The sequence below is a fragment of the Isoptericola sp. NPDC056578 genome (genome assembly GCF_042793275.1).
Classification (GTDB): domain Bacteria; phylum Actinomycetota; class Actinomycetes; order Actinomycetales; family Cellulomonadaceae; genus Isoptericola.
Window position 1 is genome coordinate 40,816 of the sequence record NZ_JBHTVC010000024.1, and the last position, 14,388, is coordinate 55,203.

A 14,388-nucleotide genomic window follows, 5' to 3' on the forward strand; every position below is an offset into this window, starting at 1 on the left:
GGCCCGGGCGCTCGCCGGGCGGCTACGACCGCCGCTCGGAGAGCGTCCCGTCCGCGGCCAGCACCAGCTCGGCGTCGAGTCCGAGCCGGTCGAGGAACGCCCGGTCGTGGCTCACCACCAGCAGCGCGCCCCGGTACGCGGCGAGCGCCTGCACCAGCTGGTCCGTGCTGGCGATGTCGAGGTTGTTCGTGGGCTCGTCGAGGACCAGCAGCTGGGCGGGCGGGTCGGCCAGCAGCAGCCGCGCGAGGGTGACGCGGAACCGCTCGCCGCCCGACAGCGTCGCGACCGGGCGGCCCACCTGGTCGCCGCGCACGAGGAACCGCGCCAGCCGGTTGCGCAGCTCCCCGGGCGCGACGTCCGGCGCGCCGGTCCGCACGGCGTCGAGCACCGTCTGGTCGTCGTCGAGCACGTCGAGCCGCTGCGGCAGGTAGCCGACCCGGTCGGTGAGCGCGTCGGCGACCGCCCCCGTGCCGACGTCGGTGCCCCCGGGCGCGACCCCGACGAGCCGCTCCAGCAGCGTCGTCTTGCCGACGCCGTTGGGGCCGGTCAGCGCCACGCGCTCCGGCCCGGCGAGCACGACCTCGCGTCCGTCCGTGCCGCGCAGGACGGCGAGGCGCCGGCCCGCGGGCACGTCCGGGTCGGGCAGGTCGACGACGATGCGGTCGTCGGCACGCACGGAGAGCTCCGCGGCCTCGACCGCGGCCCGGGCGTCGGACTCCTTCCCCGCGGCCTGGCCGCGGCGGGCTGCCTGCGACTTCTCCGCGGAGTTGCGCCGGTCGTTGATCGCCGCCTTGACGTAGCGGCGCTCCACGACGTCCTTGCGGCCCCGGCGCTCGGAGTGGGCGATGCGCTCCTCGGCCTTGATCCGCTCCCGCTTCTCGCGGCGCAGGACCTGCTCGGCGTCGCGCAGGGCGGCCCGCGCCGCCTCCTGCTGCGCCGCCAGGTGCTCCTCGTACTGCGCGTACGTGCCGCCGTAGGTGGTGAGGGAGCCGGTGCGCAGCTCCGCGGTCTCGTCGACCAGCTCGAGCAGCTCCCGGTCGTGCGAGACGACGACGAGCGCGCCGCGCCACGTGCGCACGATCTCGTGCAGCCGTTCGCGGGCGGCGCCGTCGAGGTTGTTGGTCGGCTCGTCCAGGAGCGCGACGTCCGCGCCGCGCAGCCGCACACCGGTGACGGCGACGAGCATCGCCTCGCCGCCCGAGAGGGTGCCGACCGGGCGGTCGAGCACGCCGTCGCCGGACGGCAGCCCCGTGCCGGCGAGCTCGGCGTGGGCGCGCTCCTCGACGTCCCAGCCGTCGCCGACGACGTCGAAGAGCGCGGCGAGGCGGTCCTCGGGCACCTCGCCGGCGGTGATGGCGCGCACCGCGTCGACGACGTCGCGCACGCCGAGCAGGTCCGCGACCGTGGCGTCCGTGTCGAGGGTGAGGCGCTGCGGCAGGTAGTCCGCGACGCCGGACACGGTGATCGACCCGGACGTCGGTCGCAGGCGCCCGGCGACGAGGCGCAGCAGGGTGGACTTCCCCGCGCCGTTGAGACCGACGAGGCCGGTGCGGCCGCGGGAGAAGGCGCCGGACACGCCGGCGATCGGGGTGGCCCCGTCGGGCCAGGAGAAGGTGACGTCCTGCAGGACGACGGAGGGATGGGTAGCGGGCACGGAGGACTCCAGCGGTGCGGGAACGGCGGACGGCGGGTGCGTCGACGCCGCTCCTCGGGCCGGCACTCGAGCGTGCTGGCGGCGGGGAGCCTCGGGGTCGACGCGCTAGGCGGTCGTCCGGATGCCCGTCATCGCTGTGGTGCGCCTCTCGTCCTGGAGCCGTCCCCTCTCACGCGCGGCGGAGGCCGCGGGGACGGCGTCGATGCTACCCGACCTCCGCACGGGGGCCACCTGTTTCCGGCTCCGGCGTGCCCCGGCCGCGCACCCAGGTGTCGAACGCCTCGCGCGACGTCAGCCGCGGCTCGTACAGCTCGGCCTTGAGCCGGGAGTTGTCGAGCACCGGCCGGTAGCGCAGGAACCCGACGCGCTCCGGCCCGTGCACCGTGAGGCGCAGGGCGTGCCCGACGCGCAGCGCGGCGGCGAGCGCCCACGCCGGGACGTCCAGCGTGGGCCGGCCGAGGCGCGCCGCGATGTCGGCCACGGTCATCGCGCCGTCGCCGCACACGTTGAACGTGCCCGTGGTCGCCCCGGTCGCGCCGGCGACCACCGCGCCGGTGACGTCGTCGACCCACGCGAAGACGAACGGGCTCTCCGCACCGCGCACCCGCAGCAGCCTGCGCGTCTCCCACAGGGCCGTGATCTGGTTGTCGACGCCGGGGCCGAGGATCGTCCCGATGCGCAGCACCACCTGGCCCAGGCCCGGGTGGTCGGCGCGGTACCGCGCGAGCATCTCCTCGACCTCGCGCTTGTGGCGCGAGTACGTGAACTCCTCGTTGCCGCGCACCGGGTCGGCCTCGGTCAGCGGCACCCGGTTGTCCGCGTGGTAGCCGTAGGCCGCTCCCGAGGACGAGATCACCACCCGGTGGACCCCGGCCGCCACGCAGGCGTCGAGGACGTTCCGGGTGCCGTCGACGTCGACGGCCCGCTCGGTCGCGGCGTCGAGGGTGCCCGGGTTCACGATGGCCGCGAGGTGCACCACCGTGTCGACGTCGTGCGCGTCGATCACCCGGCGCACCGAGGCGGGGTCCGTGACGTCGAGCCGCTCCCACGCGGCGCCGTCGGGCACCCGGGCCTCGCGCAGGTCGCCGGCGACGACGTGCGCGACGTCGTCGTGCGCCGCGAGGGCCGCCACCGCGTGCGACCCGAGGAACCCGGCGCCGCCGGTGACCAGGACGCGCCTCATGCCGCCACCTCCGTGCGGGCCGCGCGGGCCCGGGTCCGGCGCGCCCAGACGGTCGCCAGCGCCAGCCCGGCCACGATGTCCCAGACGCCCCACCAGCCGGCGACGACGGCCATGCCGCTCAGCCCGCCGAAGAACGTGAACACGAGGCCGAGCCCGAGGCCCGCGTTGCGGATGCCGACCTCGAACGTGACCGCCTTGACCTCCCGCGCCCCGAGGCGGCCCGCCCTCCCGGCGAGGTACCCCAGGCCCAGGGCGGCGGCGTCGTGCAGGAACACGGCCAGCAGGACCACGCCGATGGAGGCGACGAAGACCGCGAAGTTGCCCGCGAGCGCCGCGACGATGAAGCCGACGAGCGCCACGAGGCTCACCCAGCGCACCGGGCGGTGCACCCGCGCGGCGAGCGCGGGCCAGCGGGTGCGCACGAGCATCCCGACGGCGAACGGCACCCCGATGACCAGGAGGATCTCGAGCAGCATCTGTCCCGCGTCCAGGCGCACGTCGGTGAGGATCGCGCCCGCCGTCGGGTGCAGCGACCCCCACAGGGCGAGGTTGAGCGGCATCGCGACGATGTAGATCGCGTTCCCGACGGCGGTGAGCGAGACCGACAGCGCCACGTTGCCGCCCGAGCGGTGCGTCAGCACCTGGGACACGTTCCCGGGCGGGCAGCACGCGACGAGGATCATGCCGAGCGCGACCGACGCCTGCACGTCGAGCAGCAGCGTGAGCCCGAAGGTCACGGCGGGGAGCGCGACGAGCTGCGCGACCAGCGCCAGCACGGCCGCCCGCGGCGCGCGGCGCAGCGCCCGGAAGTCCGCGGGCGACGTGTCGAGCGCGATGCCGAGCATGATGAGGCCGAGCACGAGGTCGAGGGCGACCATCGACCCGGGCGCGAAGCGGACGGCGACGTCGTCGATGTTCACGCCGTGCCCTCCCCGGACGGCGCGGGGGCCAGCTCGGCCGCGAGGCGCCGCACCGTGCGCCGGTAGGCGTCCTTGTTCACGTAGTAGCTCATCCGCTCCAGCCCGAGGTAGCGGTAGCCGCCGGTCAGGTCCGGCCACGGCTCGGTCAGGCGCCGTCGGAAGCGCACGGCCCGCGCGCGGGCGGCGGTGTCGCCGCCGGTGCCGGCCGCCTCGGCCGCGAGGTAGCGCGCCACCAGCTCGGCCTGCTCGGCGCGGCCCTGCCAGCCGATGCCGGACGCCTCGAGCATCCCGACGACGAACAGCCCGTTGCCCGACGGCGGCACGATGTTGCAGAACAGCCGCGGCGCCGTGCCCGAGCCGGGGCCGGACCAGGCCAGGTGGCGCGGGTCCAGGAACGGGTAGTCGAGCCGGTAGCCGGTGGCGAGCAGCACGAGGTCGTAGTCGTCGCTGCTGCCGTCGGCGAAGTGCACCGTCCGGCCCTCGCACCGGTCGACGTCGGCCCGCACCCGCAGATCGCCCTGCCCGGCGTGCTGCAGCACGAGGGAGTTCACCACGGGGTGCGACTCGTAGATCCTGTGGTCCGGCTCGGGGAAGCCGAAGCGGCGCGGGTCCCCGTTGAGGAGTCGCAGGAGACGGGAGTCGACGGCCTGCTTGATCCGGGCGGGGAGCGGCCGGCCCTGGTTGAGCGTGTCGGTCGGTCGGCCCAGCAGGTAGCGCGGCACGAACCAGTAGCCACGCCGCACCGACAGGTCGACCGACGCGGCGCGGTGGACGGCGTCCACGGCGATGTCGCAGCCGGAGTTGCCGCCCCCGACGACGAGGACCCGCCTGCCCTCGAGCACGTCCGCGCTCTTGTACGCGCTCGAGTGCAGCACCTCGCCGGCGAACTCCCCGGGGAGGGTCGGCACGTTCGGCTCGGCGAGCGTGCCGTTCGCGACGACGACGTGCGAGTACGTGCGCTCGACGGCTCCGGCCGTCGGGTCCGACGCCGGGCCGGCGGGCTCGGACCGCACCACCCAGCCGCTGCGGCCGGTGTCGTCGCCGTCGGCCGGCACGACCGCGGTCACGCGCGTGCCGAAGCGGAAGCGCTCCCGCAGCCCGAACTCGTCCGCGTAGGCGCGGAAGTAGCGCAGCAGCTCGCGGTGGCTCGGGTAGTCGGCTGCGGAGTCCATCGGCAGCTCGTCGAACTGCGTCGTGGTGCGCGAGGAGATGAGGTGCGCGGACTCGTAGACGGTCGAGCGCGGGTTGTCGATGTCCCACAGCCCGCCGACGTCCGTGTGGGCCTCGTACCCGTCGAAGGCGAGCCCGGCGCGGTCCAGCGCCCGCGCGGCGGCCAGGCCCGACGGCCCCGCCCCGATCACCGCGACCCGTCGTTCCAGCCCCATCGCCAGCCTCCATGCTCCCGGCGCGCGCCGTGCGTGCCTCGATCCGCGCCCTTGCGCGCAGGGAGCATACGGTCCGGGGACGAGCGCGCCCAAAGCCGACCGGTCAGGCGGCCGACGAGGCCTCCGCGGGCCACGGCTCGTTCGGCTCGCGCGGGTCGCCCGGGACGTACGACGCCACCCAGGAATCCTGCAGCACGCCCCGCTGCGCGCCGAAACGACGGAGCAGCCCCTCGTAGCGGAAGCCGAGCTTCCAGGCGACACGACGTGACGCCCAGTTGCCCACGTTCGCGCGCCAGCGCACGACACCGAGGCCGAGGCCCTCCGGGTCGACGGCCCAGTCGACCACGAGCCGTGCCGCATCGGTGATCAGCCCCCGGCCCCTGGCGTCCGGGGCGCACCAGAAGCCCAGCTCGCCCGCGGGCTGCACGCCCGGCGCGCCCTCCCGCGAGATCCCGACCATCGCCAGCACGGGGGTGTCCGAAGCCCCTGGCGCGCGGACCGCCCAGGTGAAGTCCTTCTCCTCGGCCCAGCCGTCGGCGACGAACCTGTCGACGAACCCGACCGCGTCGTCGCGCGTGTACGGCGACGGCACCGTGGTCCACCGCGCGATCGCGGGGTCCGCGCAGATGTCGGCGATGCGGTCGACGTCGGCGGAGGTCGGGACGGACAGGCGGACGCGGTCGGTAGCGAGGACGAACGGCTCCATCGGGGCATCGTGGCACGCCGGGCCCGACGGCTTCATCGCTATTTGTCCGGGGTCTCCTCGGATCCCTCGGTGGCCCCGCCTGCCGCGGCGGCGTCCGGCGGCGCGAGGATCGGGGCCACGGCGAGCGGCCTGTCGCCCGGCCCGGGCGGCTCGTCGAGCTCGGGGTGCGGCCGGTCGCCCCGCAGCGTCGAGAACACGGTCCACGCGACCGCCATGAGCGGGACCGCGATGATCGCGCCGAGGATCCCGGCCAGCACGGTGCCGGCGGTGACCCCGAGGCCGATGACCAGCGGGTGCAGCGCCACCTGCTTGCCCATGATGAGCGGCTGCAGCACGTGCCCCTCGAGCTGCCCGATGAGCGCGATGCCGATCGTGACGATGAGCGCCGTGACGAACCCGTTGGCCGCGAGCGCGACGACGGCCGCGATGATCATCGCCAGCGGCGCGCCGATCAGCGGGATGAACGCACCGATGAAGACCAGCACGGCCAGGGGGGCCGCGAGCGGCACCCCGAGAATCGTCAGCAGGATGAACGCCAGGACGCCGTCGACGAAGGCGATGATCACGGTGCCGCGCGCGTAGCCGGAGAAGCTGTACCAGCCGGCTCCCGCGGCGGCCTGCCACCGGGTGCGGTGCTCCTCCGGGATCTGGCCCAGGAACCAGCGCCACATCTTGCCGCCCGACGCGACGAAGAAGACCGTGCAGAAGATCGACAGGGCGAAGATGGCGAAGCCCTCGAAGACCGAGCCCGCGCTCTGCGCCGCCTGGCTGACCAGCGAGTCGGCGTTGTCGGCGACCCACTGCCGGCCCTGGTCGATCCACTCGTTGATCTGGTCGCCGGTCACGGACAGCCCGAACGGCCCGCTCTCCACGTACTGGAGGATCTGCTGCACGCCGGTGTCGAACTGGCCGGCGAGGTTCTCCCACTGCCCGGCCACGGAGGCGACGACGTACGTGAGGAGGCCGCCGAGCACGAGGAACGCGCTGAGGATCGCGAGCGCGGTGGCCAGCGGGCGCGGCATGACCTTGGCGTAGAAGTCCGCGACGGGGTTGAGCACCGACGCGAACACGAGCCCGAGGAAGACCGCCACGAAGACGAGCTGCACCTGCACCGTCGCCCAGAACACGAGCGCGACCGCCGCGGTCAGGGCGATGAGCCTCCACGACCAGCCGGCCGACGTCCGCAGCCAGGCCGGGACGTTCTCGCTCGTGCGCTTCGCCACCCGTGCGCTCCTCTCGCCGATCGTCCGCCCAGTCTGCCGCACGGCGCCCGCCCGTCGTGGGAGGACGACGCGCGCCGCCCGCCCGGGTGAATTTCTCCCGCCCGACCGGTGGCCCGGTGCGCGAGCGCCGCCGTCGCCGGACCATGGACCCACGTCGCCCGGCGACAGGAGGAGCCCACCATGACCGGGACGTCCCCGCAGCCTCACAGCATCCTCGACCCGTCGGCGCCGTCGGCGCCGTCGGCGCCGACGTCCGCGCCGGTGCCCGCGTACGACGCCGAGACGCTCGCAGCCGTCCTCGCCGTCCTGCCCGACGTCGACGCGGTCGAGCTGAAGCTGACCGTGCCCGGTGCGGACCATCGCCGCGTGCTGGACCGGCTCGGGATCGACGCGCTCGACGCGACGATCCGCCAGGTCGCGTTCCTCGACACGCCCGCGCTCGACCTGTCCGCCGCCGGGCTCGTCGTCCGCGCCCGGCGCACGCAGCGCAAGGCCGGCGACGTCACCGCGAAGGTGCGGCCGATGCTGCCGGCGGACGTCCCCGGCCGCGCGCGGCGGGCCGACGGCTTCAAGGTCGAGGTGGACGCGTCGCCGGCCGGGTTCACCTGCTCGTGCTCGTCCACGCGCCGGCTCCCCGACGACGACGTCCGCGCCCTGCTGGACGACGTCGGTCGCCTGCCCGGCCTGCTCGACCGGACGCAGCTCTCGCTGCTCGAGCCGCGCCTCCCGGCCGGCGTCGGGTTCGACGACCTGCGCGTGCTGGGCCCCGTCACCCTGCTCAAGGCCCGGTTCGCGCCCGCGGGGCTGCCCCGGCCCATGACCGCCGAGCTGTGGTTCCTGCCCGACGGCGACCGCATCCTCGAGCTGTCGGCCAAGGCGGCGCCGGCCGCGGCGTTCCAGGCTGCGGCGGAGACGAAGGTGTTCCTCGCGAGCCAGGGCGTCGACCTCGGTGCGCCCCAGGAGACCAAGACCCGTGCGGCTCTCGCGGCATACGCCACACGGGTCGGGACCACACGGGTCGGGACGGTGAGATGAGCGCGTGCCCGGGCACGAAAAAGCCCCCGGGTTGTGGACCCCGGGGGCTGGTTCGTCGCTGTCTCAACGAGTGTCCGGAGGGGGACTTGAACCCCCACGCCCGATAAAGGGCACTAGCACCTCAAGCTAGCGCGTCTGCCATTCCGCCACCCGGACGAGTGGACCTCGACAGCGCCTCGGCGCCGTCTCGGTGCGGGGAAAAACATAGCACGGCGGGGGCGGCCTCTCGCAAACCGCGACGCCCGTCCCTGGTCACAGGCTCGCGCGTCGGTGCCGACGTGTAGCGTCCTGCCCGGCCCGGACCAACCGGTCAAGGGTGAGGAACGGGACGACGGCGGCGAACCGGCAGCCGTGGACGGGAGCGCCGCAGGTCATGATGGGTGGGCACCACGCCGCGTCGGGAGCGGCCGCCTGGGTCGCCGTCACGTCGACGGCGCCGTTCGCGTTCGGCTGGCACCCGGTCTCCGAGGTCGGGGTGATGACCGGCGCGCTGGTCTGCGCGGGCGCCGCGCTGCTGCCCGACGCCGATCACCACAGCGGCACCATCGCGCACTCGCTCCCCCCTGTCTCCGAGGGCGTCACCAAGCTCGTCGCGACCGTGTCCGGCGGGCACCGCAACGGCACCCACTCCATCCTCGGCATCGCCGTCTTCACCGCGATCGCGTGGGTGATGGGCATGGTCTCGATCAGCACGGAGACGTTCGGCGAGGTCCTGGTCGGCCCCGGCGTCATGGCCGTCCTGCTCATCGCGTTCGCGCTGCGCGCCTGGAAGGTCACCGGCGGCAAGCGCTGGTGGACCTGGACGCTGTCGCTGCTCCTCGCCGCGTGCGTGGCCGTCTTCGCCCCCGAGGAGTGGAACTGGATGCCGCTCGCCGTCGCGCTCGGCTGCACGGTGCACGTGCTCGGAGACCTCGTCACCACCGCGGGCGTCCCCCTCCTGTGGCCGCTGAAGTTCCGCTCCCCCTACTGGGTCCGGCGCTACCGGGTGCTGCCCTTCGACGACGTGTGGCGCGACGGCGGCAACCTCTCGCTGCCGATCCTCGGCGACGCCGGGTCGTGGCGGGAGTGGCTCGTCATGACGCCGGTCAGCCTCTACGCGGTCGCCGGCGTGGCCTGGGCCGTCCTGGGACAGATGGGTTTCGACACCCAGCCGGTCTGGGAGCAGGTCACGGCCGCCTGGGCCGGCACCTTCGGCGGCTGACCGGCACGCCCGCGTCAGCGCGCCAGCGCGGCACGCAGCCTGCGGTCCTCCTCCGCGGCCCCCGGCAGCACCAGTCGCGGGTCGTCGACGGCGTGGCCCGCCAGCACCGCGTCGAGGTAGCGACGGTCGGCGTCGAGGCGGGCCACCGCGTCCGCCGTCGGCGTCCCGTGCCCCGGTACGACGACGGCGCACCGGGCCGCGTACGGCGCGAGCCGGTCCAGCCCGGCGAGGTAGCGCTCGACGTCGCGCACCGCGCTGCCCTCCCTGCTCGCCTCCCTGCTCGCCTCCCTGCTCACCTCCGAGCCCGCCACCGAGCCCGCCACCGAGCCCGCCTCCGTGCTCGCCTCCGTGCTCGCCACAGTGCCGCCGCCCGCGATCTCGTCGAGCGGCAGCGGGAGCTCGACGTCGCTCAGCACGTCCCCCGCCACCAGCACGCGGCTGCGGGGCAGCCAGAGCGCGCCGTGCCCGGGGGCGTGGCCGTCGTGGACCACGAGCTCGGTGGGCGGCAGGACGCCGTCCGGGTCGGGGACGCCACGCTCGCCCGCCGGGACGGGCGCGACGCGCCCCAGGAGGTCGAGCACCTCGGCCGGGTGCCCGGCTCCCCCGTACCTCCCGGCGTCGGCGCGCGCCTCCGTCAGCAGCCGTGGACGCTCCCGCCGAGCGACCAGCGCCGCTGGCGCCGTCGCCCAGCGCGGCACCTCGGGGCCGAGACGCGGGTGCCACAGGAGGTGGTCGTGGTGGGCGTGCGTCGAGTACCCGGCGACGAGCCGGCCGCCCCGGGCGCTCGTCTCGTCGGCGACCGCCACGAGCTCGTCGGCGTCCCACGCCGGGTCGACCAGGAGCGCCGCGCGACCGTCGTCGACGGCGCCGCCCCCGGGAGCGAGCACCAGGGTGGTCGTGGTGCGCAGCCGCCGGGCGGTGCGGACCAGGACGTCCTCGACGCCCGGGACACCCTCCACGACCGGTACGAACCCCATCCCCGCACCCTACGGACGAAAAAGACGTGGACCGCCGCGGGCGGCCCCTGCCATGCTCCCCGCAGGCGGCACGCGATCGGCGCGGGCCCGCACGTGAAGGAGGGCAGACCGATGGACGACGTCGTCTCGCGCGCCCTCCCGGAGGCTCTCCGGCGGGCGGACACCACCCGATCCTGAGGGGCCGCGCCCGAGCTCCTCGACCTGAGCAGGAGTCTCGCGTGCACCAGCACACCCCCTCGACCTTCCCCTTCTCCCCCGCCTCATCCCCCGGTTCCTTCGAGGCAGACCTCGGCGTCGAGCTCCCCGTGGAGCCCGGCCCCGACCAGCGGTGGTCCACCTGGACCGCCGTCACCAAGGGCCAACGCGGCCCCGAGCCCCGTCCCGACTGGGTCGTCACCGCCGACGCCGCGCTCGACACCGAGCTCGGCGTGCTCAAGACCGGCAAGGAGGCGGACGTCTTCCTCGTCGAGCGCGCCGTGCCCGACGACCCGACCCGTCGCAGCCTGCTGGCCGCCAAGCGGTACCGCGGCCGCGACCACCGCCAGTTCCACCGGGACGGCGAGTACACCGACGGGCGGCGCGTGCGCCGCACCCGCGACCAGCGCGCCATCGAGGACCGCAAGTCCTCGTGGGGCAAGGCCGTCGCCGCGACCCAGTGGGCGGACGCCGAGTTCCTCGCCCTGTCCCGCCTGTGGGACGCCGGAGCCCCCGTGCCCTACCCCGTGCAGATCGACGGCACCGAGCTGCTGCTCGAGTTCGTCGGCCGGGAGTCGGCGGACGGCACGGTCGAGGCCGCACCGCGCCTCGCCCGCACCCGCCCCGACCCGTCGCTCCTCGCCGACTGGTTCGAGCAGCTGCGGCACGGGATGGGCGTCATCGCACGGCTCGGGTGGGCGCACGGCGACCTGTCGCCGTACAACATCCTGGTCGACGGCACCGGCGAGGACGGCACGCCGGACGACGGCGGCCGCCTCGTGATCATCGACCTGCCCCAGGTCGTGGACCTCGTGGCGAACCCGTTCGGCGCGGAACTGCTGCACCGCGACTGCCGGAACGTGTGCACGTGGTTCGCGTCCCGCGGCCTCGAGGCGGACCCGGACGTGCTGTTCGCCGACGTCTTCGCCCAGGCCTGGTGACGGCGCCCGTCAGCCGCCCGCGTCGACGGAGTTGTCCGGAGCGCCGTCGCCGGGCGGCAGGTCGCCGCGCTCCACGGCGCCGGGATCCACGGCGCCGGGATCCACGGGCGTGCCCTCGACGAGCGCGGCGAGCTCGCCGCTCGTCGGCACGTGGACGTTCCCGGCCGCCTCGCGCAGCGCCTCGTGGTCGGCGGAGCTCCCGGAGACCCGCACGAGTACGCCGTCGCGCACGACGGCGTACTCCTCCGCGTCCCCGGCCGTCCTGCGGAGCGCCCCGTCCTCCTCGACGCACGTCACGGGCCCGCCGACCTCGCCCCCGCCGACGTCCATGACCGCGACGGTCGCGCAGTCGTCCGCGGTCATCGCTCCCTCGACGGCCGAGAACATGAACGTGTGCCCGGCCCGGCCGCCGAACTGGACGGAGAAGCCGTCGGCGCCGAAGACCCCGGCGGCGGACGGCACCGCCTCGAACCCGTCAGCCGCCGTCGTCAGCACGTACTGCGGGGCGGCACCCCAGAGCTCGGCCGCCTCGGCGACCTGCTCGCCGGTCGCGGGAGCGTCCGAGACGCCGGACGACGACGGCCCGGAACCCCCGGCCGGGTCGGCGCACCCGCTCGCGGACAGGCCCACGGCCAGCAGGGCGACGACGGCGGGCGCCAGGGCTCGCGCGTGACGGCGGCTCATGGGCGCCGATCATGCCACGGGGCTACCGTGATCGGATGGCGGATCCGACGGGCTCGTACGACGGCGAGGCGCTCGCCTCCTTCCTCGCGGACCTGGGCCTGGTCCTCGGCGCGGAGGACCTCGAGGCGGTCACCGACCGCTACGACCTGCCCGCCCTCCTCGTCGACCAGGAGGGCTCGACCGTCCTCACGTCCCCCGAGGACGTGCTCGGCCTGTGGAGGCAGCGCCCGGCCGCCCCGCGGGCACGCGAGGCCGTCGCGGCGCTGCCCGAGCTCGTGGCCGTCGAGGAGGTCGGCTGGGCCCTGCTGTGGATCGAGGTCCGCTGGTCGTACCGGGACGAGCTCGCCGCCGAGATCGCCGACGAGAGGTGCCGCTACCTCCTGCGGCGCGGACGCGGGACCTTCGAGATCTGCGTCGTCGCTCCCCTGGACTGACGCCGTCCGCCTCTTCCCCCGGGCGTCGGCACATGGTTATATATAAGTGTCCGCTTATATCAAGGAGTCGCCATGACCATCACCATCGACCCGGTCGCCACCGCGGGGCTCGTGGCGCGGGAGATCCGCACCGGCGAGCGGGACGGCACGCCCACGAAGATCGCCGTCGCCCGCCGCGCCTACGCCACGGACCGTGACGACCTGTGGGACGCCGTCACCTCCGCCGCACGCATCCCCCGCTGGTTCCTCCCCGTCAGCGGCGACCTGACCGTCGGCGGGCGCTACCAGCTCGAGGGGAACGCCGGAGGCATCGTCGAGCGCTGCGACGCCCCCGCGAGCTTCGCCGTCACCTGGGAGTTCGGCGGCTCCGTCTCGTGGCTGACCGTCGCCCTGACGGACGACGGCGACAGCACCGTCCTCGAGCTCGTGCACGAGGCCGTCGTCCCCCAGGAGCTCTGGGACCAGTACGGCCCGGGCGCCACCGGCGTCGGCTGGGACCTCGGCCTCGTCGGGCTGGGGCTGCACGTCGCGGACCCGACCGGCGCGATCGACCCGAAGGCCGCGGAGGCCTGGTCGCTCTCGCCCGAGGGCGTCGCGTTCTCCCGGCTCGCCGCCGCGGGCTGGGCCGACGCCGCGATCGCCGACGGGGACGACCCGGACGCCGCCCGCGCGGCGGCCGAGCGCACGGTCGCCTTCTACACCACGGTGCCGGAGGCCTGATGCCGCGCGCCGCGGCGTCGGCGGGGGCAGCCCCCGAGGCCCTGGGGGTCGCACGGCCCGCGCCGCGCGGCCCCGTCGAAGCCCTGCCGCGGGGTCCGTTCGAGGCTCTGGGCGACCCCGTGCGGCGGCGCCTGCTCGAGCTGCTCGCCGGCGGCGAGCGACCCGCGGGCGCGCTCGTCGACGCCCTGCGCGCGGAGACCCGCATCTCGCAGCCGGCCGTCTCGCAGCACCTGCGGGTGCTGCGGGACGCGCGTCTCGTCACCGTCCGGGCCGAGGGCGCGCGCCGTCTCTACGCTGTCGACGACGCCGGGCTCGACGTCGTGCGCCTGTGGCTGGCGCGCTTCGGCGACCCGTTCGCCCAGCCGCTCGACGCCCTCGAGACCGAGGTCGCCCGCGGCCGGCGGGCCCGACGCCGCGCCACGAGCCCCCGCGAGGAGGACGCCGCGGACAGGACGGGCTGAGCCGGCCCGTCCACGACCCGGTCGGTCAAGGGAGCAGCTCCCGGCGCATGACCCACCGCGGCAGGCGGCCGCTCGTCGCGGACGTGTCGCCGACCCGGTCGAAGCCCACGGACTCGAACAGGCCCACCGTGCCCACGAACGCCGCGCCGACCGGGACGCGGCGCCCCGGCTCGGGTTCCACCGGGAACCCCTGGACGGCGTGCGCCCCGTGGTCGCGGGCGTAGTCCACGGACGCGGCCAGGAGGGCTCGGGCGACGCCGCGGCGGCGGTACCCGGGCCGGACGACGAAGCACATCACGGCCCACGTCGTCGGCCGCTCGGCGGGGTCGACGCGGGGCAGCACCCGGCTGTGCTGGAGCGACGACGACGCGGACACCGGCGCGAGGCCCACCCATCCCACGACCGTCTCGTCGCCACGCTCCGGGTCGGGGAGGAGCGCGAGGAGCCCGGGTGCCGGGGTGCGGCCGGTCAGGTCGCGCAGGTGGTCGCGACGTCCGTCGGCGGGCAGCCCGCGCGGCTGGCGCCAGTGCAGGCACCAGCACGCCTGCGGCCGGCCGCGCGGGTTGAGCATCGTCACCACGTCGTCGAACCGGTCCGCCCCGGCCGGAGCGACCCGGAGCCCGGAGATCATGCCCGCCAGGCTAGGCACCGGACCGGCCCGCCGCCCGC

Annotated in this window: 15 protein-coding genes and 1 tRNA gene; 6 read left to right on the forward strand and 10 right to left on the reverse strand. The window is 75.4% G+C overall.

Going from position 1 to position 14,388, the window contains the following annotated elements; translation table 11 throughout:
* Positions 1-22: 22 nt before the first annotated feature.
* The 6 genes from ACFQ80_RS11510 to ACFQ80_RS11535 form a co-directional block, all read right to left on the reverse strand.
* Positions 23-1,654 (reverse strand): ABC-F family ATP-binding cassette domain-containing protein, encoded by a 1,632-nt coding sequence (locus tag ACFQ80_RS11510; RefSeq protein WP_430563733.1) that lies wholly within the window; start codon positions 1,652-1,654, stop codon positions 23-25.
* A 205-nt stretch (positions 1,655-1,859) separates the two neighbouring features.
* A complete protein-coding gene (locus ACFQ80_RS11515) occupies positions 1,860-2,837 on the reverse strand; it encodes an NAD-dependent epimerase/dehydratase family protein (RefSeq protein WP_430563734.1) in 978 nt (325 codons plus the stop codon).
* A complete protein-coding gene (locus ACFQ80_RS11520) occupies positions 2,834-3,757 on the reverse strand; it encodes a bile acid:sodium symporter family protein (RefSeq protein WP_430563735.1) in 924 nt (307 codons plus the stop codon). Before ACFQ80_RS11520 ends, ACFQ80_RS11515 begins: the two co-directional genes overlap by 4 nt.
* Positions 3,754-5,142: a flavin-containing monooxygenase gene (locus ACFQ80_RS11525; RefSeq protein ID WP_430563736.1), complete on the reverse strand. Its 1,389-nt coding sequence runs from the start codon at positions 5,140-5,142 to the stop codon at positions 3,754-3,756. The genes ACFQ80_RS11520 and ACFQ80_RS11525 overlap by 4 nt, the downstream gene beginning before the upstream one ends.
* 103 nt (positions 5,143-5,245) lie before the next feature.
* The gene (locus tag ACFQ80_RS11530) at positions 5,246-5,848 is read right to left on the reverse strand and encodes a GNAT family N-acetyltransferase (RefSeq protein WP_430551829.1); all 603 of its coding nucleotides are present in this window, start codon (positions 5,846-5,848) and stop codon (positions 5,246-5,248) included.
* A gap of 38 nt (positions 5,849-5,886) precedes the next feature.
* Positions 5,887-7,071: an AI-2E family transporter gene (locus ACFQ80_RS11535; protein WP_430563737.1), complete on the reverse strand. Its 1,185-nt coding sequence runs from the start codon at positions 7,069-7,071 to the stop codon at positions 5,887-5,889.
* 180 nt (positions 7,072-7,251) lie between these two features.
* On the opposite strand from ACFQ80_RS11535, the gene ACFQ80_RS11540 reads away from it, so the two are divergent.
* Positions 7,252-8,106: a hypothetical protein gene (locus ACFQ80_RS11540; RefSeq protein WP_430563738.1), complete on the forward strand. Its 855-nt coding sequence runs from the start codon at positions 7,252-7,254 to the stop codon at positions 8,104-8,106.
* A gap of 71 nt (positions 8,107-8,177) precedes the next feature.
* Here ACFQ80_RS11540 and ACFQ80_RS11545 read toward each other — a convergent pair.
* Positions 8,178-8,262, reverse strand: a tRNA-Leu gene (locus ACFQ80_RS11545).
* Positions 8,263-8,422: 160 nt separating this feature from the next.
* Between ACFQ80_RS11545 and ACFQ80_RS11550 the strand changes: the two genes are divergently transcribed.
* A complete protein-coding gene (locus ACFQ80_RS11550) occupies positions 8,423-9,307 on the forward strand; it encodes a metal-dependent hydrolase (protein ID WP_430551826.1) in 885 nt (294 codons plus the stop codon).
* Positions 9,308-9,321: 14 nt separating this feature from the next.
* On the opposite strand, the gene ACFQ80_RS11555 is transcribed toward ACFQ80_RS11550, so the two are convergent.
* The gene (locus ACFQ80_RS11555) at positions 9,322-10,284 is read right to left on the reverse strand and encodes an MBL fold metallo-hydrolase (RefSeq protein ID WP_430563739.1); all 963 of its coding nucleotides are present in this window, start codon (positions 10,282-10,284) and stop codon (positions 9,322-9,324) included.
* A gap of 218 nt (positions 10,285-10,502) precedes the next feature.
* Between ACFQ80_RS11555 and ACFQ80_RS11560 the strand changes: the two genes are divergently transcribed.
* Positions 10,503-11,420: a serine protein kinase RIO gene (locus ACFQ80_RS11560; protein WP_430563740.1), complete on the forward strand. Its 918-nt coding sequence runs from the start codon at positions 10,503-10,505 to the stop codon at positions 11,418-11,420.
* Between the two features lie 9 nt (positions 11,421-11,429).
* On the opposite strand, the gene ACFQ80_RS11565 is transcribed toward ACFQ80_RS11560, so the two are convergent.
* The gene (locus ACFQ80_RS11565) at positions 11,430-12,104 is read right to left on the reverse strand and encodes a hypothetical protein (protein WP_430563741.1); all 675 of its coding nucleotides are present in this window, start codon (positions 12,102-12,104) and stop codon (positions 11,430-11,432) included.
* Positions 12,105-12,139: 35 nt separating this feature from the next.
* Between ACFQ80_RS11565 and ACFQ80_RS11570 the strand changes: the two genes are divergently transcribed.
* The 3 genes from ACFQ80_RS11570 (at position 12,140) to ACFQ80_RS11580 (ending at position 13,719) form a co-directional block, all read left to right on the forward strand.
* Complete coding sequence (locus ACFQ80_RS11570) at positions 12,140-12,538, forward strand: hypothetical protein (protein ID WP_430551822.1); 399 nt, start codon at positions 12,140-12,142, stop codon at positions 12,536-12,538.
* A gap of 72 nt (positions 12,539-12,610) precedes the next feature.
* On the forward strand, positions 12,611-13,258 hold the full coding sequence (locus ACFQ80_RS11575; RefSeq protein ID WP_430551821.1) for an SRPBCC family protein: 648 nt from the start codon (positions 12,611-12,613) through the stop codon (positions 13,256-13,258).
* Positions 13,258-13,719: an ArsR/SmtB family transcription factor gene (locus ACFQ80_RS11580; protein WP_430551820.1), complete on the forward strand. Its 462-nt coding sequence runs from the start codon at positions 13,258-13,260 to the stop codon at positions 13,717-13,719. The genes ACFQ80_RS11575 and ACFQ80_RS11580 overlap by 1 nt, the downstream gene beginning before the upstream one ends.
* Before the next feature lie 25 nt (positions 13,720-13,744).
* Here the strand turns inward: ACFQ80_RS11580 and ACFQ80_RS11585 are convergent, their stop codons facing one another.
* Entirely contained in the window at positions 13,745-14,350 is a 606-nt protein-coding gene (locus tag ACFQ80_RS11585) for a GNAT family N-acetyltransferase (RefSeq protein ID WP_430563742.1), read from the reverse strand.
* Between the last annotated feature and the right edge of the window lie 38 nt (positions 14,351-14,388).